We start from the raw sequence: 12,232 nt of genomic DNA on the forward strand, positions 1-12,232 counted from the left end.
GTTAAAGACATGAGTTAAAGACATGAGTTAAAGACATGAGTTAAAGACATGAGTTAAAGACATGAGTTAGAGGCATGAGTTAGAGGCGTGAGTTAGAGGCGTGAGTTAGAGCATGGGTTAGAGGCATGAGTTAGGGCATGAGTAAAGGCATGAGTTAAAGGAATGAGATAAAGACATGAAAAAAGGCATAGAATAAAGATATGAGATAAAAGGCACCAGATTTAATGTAATAATTGATTCGGTTATTATAAATTAATCTCAGCCTGCATTTATGTATATTTGGTGTATAAAAATGCAACGAAGTGACTTTCACGGAGCTGAGTGTATTTTTATACCCCAAATATACATTCAATAAACATGATATTAGCCTATCTATCCCTCAAATCACAATTTAATTGACAACAGTACCATATAGTACTATACTATGTAGTATGGAGGTGAAGGAAGATAAAAACGAATGGAGGATTTCTTATTTCACAAATCAAGCAGCTTCAGGGCAGGGTTTTTGAAAAAATGTTAAAAGAGAGCGGAATTGATGCCTTTAATGGAGCCCAGGGACGGATTCTGTATGTGTTGTGGGAAAAGGAAAGGCTTACAATCAGTGAAATAGGGCATCTTACCTCACTTGCCAAGACCACCCTTACCAGTATGCTTGACAGAATGGAGGAGAGTGGGCTGGTGGTACGAAGTGCGGATAAGGAAAACCGCAGGCAGGTTATTATATCCATTACGGACAAGGCAAAGGCTTACAAAGAAGATTATGACCGCGTATCGGAAAGAATGAATGAATTATTTTACAAGGGCTTTTCAGAAGAAGAGATTTCAGCCTTTGAAGGAATGCTGGGGCATATCATTAACAATCTGGATGGTTGAGGAAAAGGTATCTTAAACCCGGCAGTTGCGAAAGTGATTAGAATGGAGGATAAGAGAAGATGGAGAAAGAAGTAAAGGACTGTATTGTAAAACTGGTAGAGGTCAGCAGGGATGCCGTTGTATGTTCCGTAGATGAGGAAGGATATCCCAATGCGAAGGCGATGTTCCGGATAAAAAATGAAGGGCTTACTACCTTCTGGTTTTCAACAAACACCTCATCCATACGTTTAGGGCAATGGCTGCGTAATCCCAAGGCATCCATCTATTTTCTGGATGCAGAGGGGTTCCATGGACTGATGCTTACCGGTGAAATGAAGGTTCATACGGATGAAGAAACCAAACAGGCCTTTTGGAAACAGGGGGATGAGATGTATTATCCCCTTGGGCCTACGGACCCTGATTACAGCATTCTTGAATTTACGGCAGTAAAGGGAAATTATTATCATGGGCTGGAGAAGCACCTGTTCTTAACAAATGAAGTGGAGGGGTAATCTTAATGCCGTACTGTCAGGTAGAAGATTGTAATATATTTTATGAGGATATGGGAATCGGAGAAACAATTCTCTTTTTGCACAGTGGTTACAGCAGGGGAATTATTGCTTTCTCCGGACAGATTCAGCCGTTTTTCAACCAGTACCGGCTTCTGCTGCCGGATTTCAGAGGACATGGAAGAACTACGGCAATAAACAGGGATTGGGATACTGCCGTTATTGCTGACGATATGGCAGGGTTTATCGAGAAGCTGGACCTTGGTAAAGTGCATCTGATTGGCTACAGCCTGGGCGGAGGTGTGGCCCTTCATTTGGCAGCAAAGCATCCGGAGCTGGTAAAGAGTATTGTAACCATCGGCTGCGGCGGTGTGCCTGACGGAACCGGCTCTGAGGACTATGAACCAGAGGCACTGCTTGAAAGAAATGAGCGTGCCTTTATTGAGAAAATCAGGGTTCAGAATATGGAAGCTACCGGCGGGGATTGGAAGCACCATATGCGCCAGAGCATAAGGGACTGGAGAATGTACCCCTGTCTTACGGACAAGGACTTTGAACAGCTTAAGATGCCTGTGTTCTTCATTGCCGGAGAGCTGGATACCTATGCTTCCAGGGACAGGCTGCTTGCCATGCAGAATAAATGTGCGAAAGCGGAGGTCTGGATTGTCCCGGGCTGCGGGCACAGGCCCCATATGCCTACTGAGAATGTGAAAGAAGTCAATGAACGCATAAAGAATTTTTTGGAATCTGTAAAAGGATAGATATCTGATAGCTGAAAAAATATAAAAAAGTAATGAAGACCTACGAAGACCTATAAAAAAAGTAACGGAGAGATACAAAACTCTCCGTTACTTTTTTTGTGGGAAATTCACTGTAGAAACAGGCATAAAAAAAGCAATGGATAGCCATTGCGCACATTAATATCTATTTTTGATACAACTTAATACAAGTCATGTATTTCTCAATCAAATTGTATTAATAACATACCATGCAAATGGGAAGTTGTCAAGAAAAAATTAGAAAAATAGAGCAAAAGTCTGCTGGCAGCAATATGGGATTCCCGGAAGTATGCAAGGTGTTCCTCCTGATTTTGACAGGGTATGCTTCTTCGTATAAAATAAGTGAGCTTTATTTAATTAGCGACTTTCATTCAGAAGGAGATGTGCCAGTGACAAGAAGCTTAAGGAATCAGATATATTCGTTGAAAGCCTGCTATTCCCTCTTTCGGATCAAAACGGCGGAAAACTTTCAATACCGCCTGGCAGGCATTGCTGGCGCGACTACCAGCATCTTTTATGCAGTAATAGAAATTCTGGTTTACAGTATCTTTTATCATTATGCTGAGAATAAAACCGGAGGGCTTCTGGCTTCCCTCAGCCTAAGGCAGGTAGTGACCTATCAATGGCTGGCACAGTTCTTATTTCTGATGCAGCCAATGAGTGTTGACACGGAGATATTAGGGAAAATCACAGGAGGGGATGTGGGAATCGAGCTGTGCCGTCCCTTGGACCTGTATTCCCACTGGTTTGCCAAGGTAGCAGCCGGCCGTCTTTCACCCTTAATGTGGAGGGGCTCAGGGGTACTGGTTGCCGGAATGCTTATGCCTCCCGCTTACCGTATGTCCCCTCCGGCTTCCCTGCTTCATTTCCTGCTGATGCTCATTTCCTTATTCAGTGCCTTTTTACTATGTACGGCTTACGGCATGCTTGCCTGTACCATCAGGCTTAATGTGGACTGGGGAGATGGGCCTTTGTATATGATACTGCTTGCAGGAGGGGTATTGTCCGGTACGTATCTGCCCCTTCAGCTATGGCCTGACTTTATGCAGAAATTCCTGTTATTGCAGCCCTTTGCAGGGTATCTGGATATACCTGCCCGTTTTTATCTGGGAGTATTGAACCTACAGGACGGCCTGTGGGCCATTGGGATGCAGGTCTTCTGGATAACTGTATTTATCCTGGCCGGAAGGCTGCTTATGAACAGGCAGCTGAAAAAGGTAATTGTACAAGGCGGCTAGTGTGAATTATTGAAAAGCATAATTCACACACAAGATTGTGCCTGCGAAATCCTCGGCACAATCTTGCGGCGCGATGGGAAGGCATGGCAGTTGGTGTGAATTATTGAAAAGCATAATTCACACACAAGATTATGCCTGCGAAATCCTCGGCACAATCTTGCGGCGCGATGGGAAGGCATGGCAGTTGGTGTGAATTATTGAAAAGCATAATTCACATACAAGATTATGCCTGCGAAATCCTCGGCACAATCTTGCGGCGTATTGGGATGGCATGGCTGTTGGTGGTGGAAGAACAGGGGAGTTTTGTGGAAGGATTGAGCAGAAAGAGAGGAAAATGTGGAAGGAAACAAGGAAATTACCCTTTACTTTAAACTTATTCGGATAAATTTTCTGACCGGGCTGCAATATAAGGGATGGCCCTTTATGATATTGCAGACTCTGTTTGTGGTAGTAACAGACCCTATCGGGCTGGTATTGCTGTTTAACAGATTTGGCAATATCGGCAGCTGGTCGGTATATAAGATATTGCTAATATATGCCATTGCGGTTACCTCCTTTGGACTTGCAGAGAGCTTATGCAGGGGATTTGATTATTTTCCCTGGAAGATGATAAGGTCGGGTGACTTTGACCGGGTGCTGTTAAGGCCAAGGTCCCTGATGGTGCAGGTGGCAGGGAGTTACTTTCATATACACCGCCTTGCCAGGGTATTTGGAGGGCTGTTTACTGTTATCTATTGCCTCCGGGCATTAAAAGTAACCGTCAGCCTGCTGGATATTCTTATGCTGGTCCTTACCTTTTTAGGCGGGTTTATCACTTATACAGGAGTATTTGTACTGACCTCCGGTATTGCATTCTTTACGGTAAAGGGGCTGGACTGGATTTATATTTTCACTAATATCAGCTATCAGGTAACCCGCTGTCCCATTGACTATATGCCTAAGGTATTAAAATACATGTTTACCTTTTTAATGCCCATGCTTGTAATCAGCTACTATCCGGCCGCAGCAATATGCGGCTGGACAGACAGCTATTACAGAGGCTTTCTGGCCTTACCGGCAGGTATCGCCTTCTTTCTAATGGCAGCCCGTGTCTGGCAGTTTGGTGTAAGGCATTATAAGAGCACCGGAAGTTAAGGGACTGGTACATCGTTTCCAGATTGTCTAGACCGATTACTTGTCTAAACCCTCAGATGCACATCCAAAAAGCCCCGGCGTACTCAGTCCAGTCATTTGGAAAACGATGTACTAAAAGCAGCTTTCGCTGCTATGACTTGAACTGTCTGCTTCAACGGGTCTTCCGTCAATAATTGTTTTGACCACATTAGTAAGAGAGTCCAGGATATTACCATTGGTCAGCACGATATCCGCATCCTTGCCAACAGTCAAAGAACCTACCCGGTCTTCAATGCCGATATGCTTTGCAGGATTTATGGTAATGGCTTTCAGTGCCTCAAAGGGGTCCATTCCGGATTTTACGGCAAGGCCGGCACACAGGGAAAGATACTGTTCGGGAATTACAGGGCTGTCAGTAATAATGGAAACGGACAGTCCTGCCTTTGCCAGTATGCCGGGAGTGGTAAAGGTCTTATTTCTCAGCTCGAATTTCGTAGCATGACCAAGTGAGGGACCTACGGCAACCGGATAGCCTTCCTTTGCCAGCTCCTCCACGATCAGGTGTCCTTCCGTGCAGTGCTCGATGGTAAGCCTTAAATCAAATTCCTTTGCAATACGGATTGCCGTGAAAATATCATCTGCCCGGTGGGCATGGGCTTTTAGAGGAATTTCGCGGTTCAATACCGGCAGCAGAGCCTCAAGCTTCATATTAAACGCAGGCTTTTTACTGTCATCCTCGCCTGCACTTATAAGCTTTGCCTGATATTCCTTTGCCTGAAAAAGGATTTCCCTAAGCTTGGCGGCAGTGGACATACGGGAATAGTTATTCTTGTCCTTATAGACCCGTTTGGGATTCTCCCCAAAGGCACATTTCATTGCTATCTTTTCCCTGATTACCATATTGTCGATCCGTGAGCCGGAGAGCTTGATGGCAGCGAAAGTACCGCCTAATACGTTGGAGCTTCCGGGGCCGGTTGCCACACTGGTCACACCGCCCTGTACCGCCTGCAGCAGGGTGGGGTCCATTGGATTGATAGCATCAATAGCGCGAAGATGGGGTGTCAGGATATCATTCATTTCATTATAGTCTTTTCCCTCGAAGCCGATTCCATAGCCATCAAGGCCGATATGGGAATGGGCATCTACAAGGCCGGGATATACCCATAAATCTATGGCATCTATTACATTCATACCATCTTCTTTTGGAATATCCGGTTGTATTTTTGTGATTTTTCCATTTATGCACAGGATGTCTGCTATGTAGGGAACTTCGTTGACGGCATCATGTATCAGGCCGCCTTTTATAAGTATAGATTCCATTATATTCTCCCCGGTATTATATTTTCTTCTTGCAATAATAGTAATACTTTTAACAACCGAAGTCAAATTTAAGGAACCGGAGCATCCTTTGGCATTATAGGGTCAGCTTAAGGGATAGGGCTGAGGGGTAACCGTGGGACCGTAGACCTCCAATCTGTCATCCTTTCCTTTCACAGGAACAAAGCGCAGGCGGTCAATGCAGATATTTCTTGGCTGGACGGCAGTGGTATCGTGATGGGTATGGTAGACAATAAACAGGGACTTTCCGTCCGGTGATGATACAATACAGTGGTGGCCTGGGCCATGGGCCTTGCAGTGATAGGAGAGGATTGGGTTTCCCTCGTATTTTGTATAAGGTCCCAGAGGGGTATCTGCAATCGCATAGCCCACCGCATAGCCAGCACTTTCAAAATGGCTGCCGGAATAGGTGAGATAATATTTTCCCCTGTGCCGCAGAACATAGGGAGCCTCTGCAACAGCTGCCTGCTGCTGTTCCCAGGTCTCGGTGGCCCTTATGACCATTGTCTCTGTAGAAAGAATAGGGGTTACAAGGTCATGCTCCATCCTCATGGCATAGAGGGCATAAGTCTTTCCCTCCCGCCAGGAAACATAGAATATATAGACCTCTCCGTCCTCATCCACAAAAAAATGTCCGTCAATGCTTTTGTCAAAGAGATAGCCGGGCTCCGGAAGAAAGGGTCCCAGGGGGGAATCACTGACACATATTCCAAGGTGCTCGTTAACGGACACCAGCATATAGAATTTTCCGTTGTTGCAAATAATGTCAGGGGCCCAGTACCATCTATTCATGCCCCAGACCTCATCCATGACCTTACCGGCATATTCCCAGTGGACAAGATCCCTGGAGGTGTAAGCCTCATAACCTGCCGGTAGAGAGGAGGAGGTCGCATACAGGTAGTAAATACCTTGATGATACAGGATATCAGGATCTGCATATCCGTTTAATACAGGGTTCTGATACCTTGGTGCCGGCTGGGGGAGGGGATTAAGTGTACCGGTGTGAAAATTCCGCCATAAATCATCCCTGTCCCTTGGAGAAAGCTCTGCCTGTCCCGGGTCTGCTGCGATGGCGGCAAGGTGGCTGCCTGTGTCTTCCAGGGGCAGTTCAACCACAGGCCAGGGAGTGAATTCCGAAGCAACGGCTTCAAGAGCAATGTCCTTACGGAGCCTGTTTTCCGAAGCAGTATCTTCTATATAAATCTGGCATATATTATTTTGCATCCTTATGGTAATATGATAAGTATGATTTGTTTCCAGAATTCCTGATTTTCTTCTTTGCAGTGTACTAAACCTGTTCCCTCCAGCTGCCAGAGAGAGCAGTTCGGTAAAACCGTCCTCCGTAAGGGTAAACAGATAACCCTTTGCAGGATGCGTTACAGAATCCGCCATAAACAGGATGCCGCACCATTTAAGCAGCGGTGAAAGCTGCAAATCTGCCTCTATGGTAAAATTGGCACCGGAAGTGCTCTCTTCGCCTAAAACCTGCCATTTCATAAGCTGTCCTCCTGATTTCATTCATTCTATGATCTATGCTTTATGGATATTATAGATTCTTGATTCGGGTAATAAGCTGATCTCAGCTTTCCCGAATCAATCTTACTTTTAGTAATTAAATTCTATTTTAATGCGGAAAAATGGCAATATTGTGCCGGTAACGGCTGTTGATTTCCCGTATTTTTTCAGGTGCGCATTTTGGTATCCGCTGGTAGGTGAGAAGACCGTTGGTTTCCTGTTCCACGTCGGATAACTGGGTATAACAAAAGCCGTATATGTAATCCGACTGCTGGATATTGTCAATCACGAAACGGTACTGGTCTAAGAATTCCTCCTCGCTGCCGGCACTGGTGTAGCCCCAGCTTCCCTTTTCCGAATTGTTATAGTGGATTCCGCCGCATTCTGTTATGAGAATAGGCTGGCCCTGATATTTGTAGGGAGGTGCGAAGATATTTCTTCCGGCAGAATAGGGGGAGAGCAGTACGTCAAGGTCCGTGGTAAAACGCTTGAAGAAGGCCTGCTTATCCGGTTCCTTGCCGGTTCCATGAGCATAATTGTGGATTGCGCAGATATCCGTCCTGGTCTGCTCCCAGCCGTCATTATTGACAACAAGTCTGGCAGGGTCCAGAGCTTTCAGCATATGATACAGGGAAAGGGTATAATCCTGCTGCAGGGGATTTCTGCCGATATCGGGAACCGCCCAGCTTTCGTTAAAGGGAACCCAGGCTATGACGGAGGGATGGTTGTAATCCCTTTCAACAACCTCCATCCACTCCCGGATATAGCGCATAACGGCATTGTCCGTAAAAAGGCAGGCAGCAGGAACCTCCTCCCATACCACATACCCCAATCTGTCAGCCCAGTATAAGAAACGGGGGTCTTCTGTTTTCTGATGCTTTCTGCATCCGTTAAAGCCCATTTCCTTCATAATATTGATATCATACTGAAAGGCTTCGTCCTCCGGTGCAGTCAGGATGCCCTCCGGCCAGTAGCCCTGGTCAAGGACCAGCTTTAAGTAATAGGGATGGTTGTTTAAATAAACAATACCGTTCTCGACGTGAATTTTTCTCATACCGAAATAGCTTTCCACATAGTCATGAACTCCCTTAGGGGATTTTAAGGAAAAGGTGATATCATAGAGAGCGGGGTTTTCCGGGGACCAGGAGCGGCTGGCACTGTGGTTGTTGGTATTGAAAATCTTATCGCCGGCCAGATGGATGCTTCTTTTGAACACGGTATTGCTGGTAATGGAGTAAGAATCCCTGCAAATCAATTCCTTATTAAAGGTAACGGAAACCTCCAATGCCATATCGGGAACCAGACTGCTGAAAGTACATTCCAGGTCAAGGGTATCACAGTCAAAATCCGGTGTCATCTTTATCCGGGTAATATTGACTGGGTTTACGGGTTCAAGCCAGACAGTCTGCCAGATACCGGAGGTCCTGGTGTACCAGATGCCGGCGCTTTTCTTTTCCCAGAACTGTTTTCCTCTGGGAATGGTCTCATCGGAGGCAGGGTCTTCTACCGCTACGGCAATGCTGTGGCTGGTAAGGGATTTTTGAAGACAGTGTGTGATATCAAAAGAAAAGCCGGCGCTGCCTCCTTCGTGCCCGCCGCATAATTTTTCGTCAATGTAGACCTTGCAGCGGTAATCCACCGCACCAAAGTGCAGCAGAATATTCTTGTCCTCCCATTCTTTCGGAAGGGTAAAGGTACGCTTATAGAAGCACCTGTTGTGGATGGAAGTATCCTTGATCCCGCTGAGTTCACTTTCAAAACAAAAGGGAACCTCTATCTGTCCGGACAGGGAATGGGAATTCTTCTCCCAATGACAGCTTTCAGCTTCCCTGCTGTCATCAAAATCAAAATTCCAGGTTCCATTCAGACACTGCCATTCCTTCCGGACGAATTGGGGACGTGGGTATTCGGTACGTAGCATTGATAAAAACCTCCTAGGTATAAATGATTGTCTTATTAATTCTGTCTTAAAAGCATGATTTCCGACAGGGAAATCTTATCGTTTGAATTTCTCGGTGTAAGTATCAGTTCAACCTTTGTGACAGTCTGTTCGTCGAAGCTGAGGATTGCCGCACGCTCATCGGTATCCTCGGAAAGGGGGCATTCCTCTGTTATGCAGCGGTCATCAAACACTGCTTTTACAGAAGAAAAATCCTGACCTTTTGCAACACCCCGGTAAACAAGGATATGGGAGAGCTTGACCGGCTTTTTAAAATCCAGGGTGACAGCTGCGGTTCCCTCTGCTGCTGACAGGCTGCAGTCATATTTGGAATCCTTCTGGTGCAGGGAAAAGATGCCGTCTGTCAGAAGGGAAGAGCCGGCAGCAGAGGCGGTTATTTTGGCATCGGCTGTAATATTGGTATAGGAACCGTCGGAAGGGATGGGCTGGGAGCAGATGGTCGGTCCGTCCACATAGAGCTCACCCTTGTCTGTAAAGAGTACTTTGTCTATATTCAGTTTACGGTTGCCGCCGCCAGCCTTTGGGTCTGTGTGGGTATGATAGGCCATCCAGATTTCGGTACCGTCCGGTGAAAGGGCAAAGCTGTGGTGTCCTGTACCGGATATGGTAGCAGAGCCGGCAGCGGTCAGAATAGGATTATTCTCCGATTTTGTATAGGGTCCCAGAGGAGAGGAGCTGGTAGCGTAACCTACGGAATAGGACTGGTCGGCATAACAGTTTGCGGAATAGGAAAGGTAATAGGTACCCTTATGGCGGATAACCTCAGGACCTTCATTCCAGAGAGGATTTACCGATGCCTTCTCCCATTTCTGAGTGGGGGTGGTTAAAAGAACAGGTTCACCTGCGATAGAAAGCATATCATCACTTAAGGTTACACCGTAAATTTCGCTTTTCCTTATGCCCCCCGTCTCGTTCTCCGAACAGTCCCTGGAGAAATACAGATACTTGGAACCGTTGTCATCCACCAGCACATTGGCATCAATGGCCGCATAGCCCAGGTCGAACAAGGGCTCATTTTTTACGTCCTCAAAGGGACCCTCCGGTTTATCGGATACGGCAACTCCAATGCGGAGGCTTCCGGAATCTGCCCTGGCGGAATAATACATATAGTACTTATGGTCATATTCCACGACTTCCGGAGCCCAGAAGCTATCAACGCACCAGGAATCTGATTTTTTGGTGAAACACATATTTTTTCCGGACCAGTTGACCATATCCTTTGATTTCCAGCAATAATAGCCGTTTGCTGCCGAGGTGCAGTATAAATAATATGTATGATCGGAGACCTTCAATATAAACGGGTCACCGATTTGCGTGATGCCAAGGTCATTTTGGTAAAAAAGCTTATCGTTGGCAGGAGTCAGCTTACACGTTGTATAAGAGTTCACAGAATTACAACCTCCTAATAAGAGAGTTAAGATACCGGTAACCAAAAAGCAGAAGGATACCCGGCACTTTTTTTTATTTATTGAAAGCGTTCTCTTCGCAGTTGAAAATAATTGAAACATTCTTTTCTTGTTGAAAGTGTTATTTCAACGCACCTCCCCCTGACTTTTTTCGACAAGCTCCAACAGAATTGTAGGATTATCTTATGAGAAAGACGTAAATTACAACAAAAAAACTGTAATAAATGAAATACAGAATTTTCTGAGGAGCTTGTTGACTACTAAGTTACAATAAAATCAACTATATTACTATACAAATAATGTCTAAAAAAACAGACTAATAATTGTGCAAAATTTTGTTATTTTAAAAAATATATAAAATAATTGAATTTATAATAAAATATACAAGAAAAATGAATAAGAATAAACAAACAGAAAAATTATAATAAATTATTGACTATGAAAACAAGACGTGCTATATTAAATTCATGAGAGATGTTAAATTACATAAATAATGTAATATTCAAGAAAGGAGGAGATTATTTGAAGATCAAGAAGAAAAGGATTGAACTTGACTTTGATAACAAGGAAAAAATCGTACTGGTGGGGAAGGCATTGTCTTCTGATATAAGGCTTGATATTTTAAATCTGCTGATTAACAAGTCGGTAAATATCAGTGAAATTGCAGGCACCTTTCAGATTCCCCTGTCTTCCGCAGCACTGCATGTGAAGGTACTGGAAGAAGCAGGTATGATAACGGCGACAGAGCAGCCGGGAGTAAGAGGGGCGCAGAAGGTATGCGGCATTGCCTTTGAAGACATTTACTTTAATGCCTTCCGCCATAAAATGGACAGGGACAATATAAAAGTCTACCACTTCCCTATGGGAATCGGAAACTACTATAACTGCAGGGTGAATGAAAGGTGCGGTATCATCAGTGAACACTCCTATCTGGGAGTGGAAGATTCTCCTTACGGTTTTTATTCGGAGAACAGACAGGAAGCTCAGTTGATCTGGCTTGCGTCGGGGTATCTGGAATACCGTTTTCCCAATTACATGCTAAAGAAGAACAAGGTAAAAGAATTATCCTTTTCTTTTGAAGTCTGCTCGGAAGCACCGGGATATCAGAATGACTGGCCTTCTGATATTACTGTGTGGGTCAATGAGAGGGAGGTCGCAACGATTTATTCCAAAGGAGATTTTGGGGGCAGAAGAGGACATCTGAATCCGGATTGGTGGAGTGATACCATGACCCAGTATGGGGTCTTAAAGAATATAACCGTGAATGACCAGGGCTGTTTTCAGGACCTGCTGAAAACCTCGGATGAAACAATGAATACACTTGGTATCTGTGACGGTTATTATATCAGCTTTCAAATTGGGGTAAAGTCTGATGCTAAAAATCTAGGAGGAATGAATCTGTTCGGAGAAAAATTCGGGGATTTCGCCCAGGGCATCATTATGAGCGTGCAGATGGACAGCAGCGAGGAGGATGAGCCTGAGGCAGAGGAAGAGTTTTAAGAATTGCAAGTTCATTGAAAAT

Annotated in this window: 10 protein-coding genes; 6 read left to right on the forward strand and 4 right to left on the reverse strand. The window is 45.0% G+C overall.

The window, feature by feature from the left end:
- Window positions 1–447 precede the first annotated feature (447 nt).
- From BUB77_RS13880 to BUB77_RS13900, 5 genes are all read left to right on the forward strand, one after another.
- Entirely contained in the window at window positions 448–873 is a 426-nt protein-coding gene (locus BUB77_RS13880; protein WP_073276896.1) for a MarR family transcriptional regulator, read from the forward strand.
- Between the two features lie 59 nt (window positions 874–932).
- A complete protein-coding gene (locus tag BUB77_RS13885; RefSeq protein ID WP_073276898.1) occupies window positions 933–1,364 on the forward strand; it encodes a pyridoxamine 5'-phosphate oxidase family protein in 432 nt (143 codons plus the stop codon).
- A gap of 5 nt (window positions 1,365–1,369) precedes the next feature.
- Window positions 1,370–2,122 carry an alpha/beta fold hydrolase gene (locus tag BUB77_RS13890; protein ID WP_073276900.1) on the forward strand — a complete coding sequence of 251 codons (753 nt, stop codon included), beginning with the start codon at window positions 1,370–1,372 and terminating at the stop codon, window positions 2,120–2,122.
- 407 nt (window positions 2,123–2,529) lie between these two features.
- Window positions 2,530–3,378 carry an ABC transporter permease gene (locus tag BUB77_RS13895; protein WP_139241186.1) on the forward strand — a complete coding sequence of 283 codons (849 nt, stop codon included), beginning with the start codon at window positions 2,530–2,532 and terminating at the stop codon, window positions 3,376–3,378.
- 336 nt (window positions 3,379–3,714) lie between these two features.
- Window positions 3,715–4,512 (forward strand): ABC transporter permease, encoded by a 798-nt coding sequence (locus BUB77_RS13900; protein ID WP_073276904.1) that lies wholly within the window; start codon window positions 3,715–3,717, stop codon window positions 4,510–4,512.
- Window positions 4,513–4,623: 111 nt separating this feature from the next.
- Here BUB77_RS13900 and BUB77_RS13905 read toward each other — a convergent pair whose 3' ends face one another.
- The 4 genes from BUB77_RS13905 to BUB77_RS13920 form a co-directional block, all read right to left on the reverse strand.
- Window positions 4,624–5,811, reverse strand: coding sequence for an amidohydrolase (locus BUB77_RS13905; protein ID WP_073276906.1), 1,188 nt, complete (start codon window positions 5,809–5,811; stop codon window positions 4,624–4,626).
- 102 nt (window positions 5,812–5,913) lie between these two features.
- Window positions 5,914–7,326 carry a glycoside hydrolase family 43 protein gene (locus BUB77_RS29145; protein ID WP_170866651.1) on the reverse strand — a complete coding sequence of 471 codons (1,413 nt, stop codon included), beginning with the start codon at window positions 7,324–7,326 and terminating at the stop codon, window positions 5,914–5,916.
- 127 nt (window positions 7,327–7,453) lie between these two features.
- On the reverse strand, window positions 7,454–9,265 hold the full coding sequence (locus BUB77_RS13915; RefSeq protein ID WP_073276908.1) for a glycoside hydrolase family 2 protein: 1,812 nt from the start codon (window positions 9,263–9,265) through the stop codon (window positions 7,454–7,456).
- A gap of 35 nt (window positions 9,266–9,300) precedes the next feature.
- A complete protein-coding gene (locus BUB77_RS13920; protein WP_242962509.1) occupies window positions 9,301–10,692 on the reverse strand; it encodes a glycoside hydrolase family 43 protein in 1,392 nt (463 codons plus the stop codon).
- A gap of 540 nt (window positions 10,693–11,232) precedes the next feature.
- Here BUB77_RS13920 and BUB77_RS13925 point away from each other — a divergent pair.
- A complete protein-coding gene (locus tag BUB77_RS13925; RefSeq protein WP_073276912.1) occupies window positions 11,233–12,210 on the forward strand; it encodes an ArsR/SmtB family transcription factor in 978 nt (325 codons plus the stop codon).
- Window positions 12,211–12,232: the final 22 nt, after the last annotated feature.

The sequence above is a fragment of the Anaerocolumna jejuensis DSM 15929 genome (assembly GCF_900142215.1).
In the GTDB taxonomy this organism is placed as follows: domain Bacteria; phylum Bacillota; class Clostridia; order Lachnospirales; family Lachnospiraceae; genus Anaerocolumna; species Anaerocolumna jejuensis.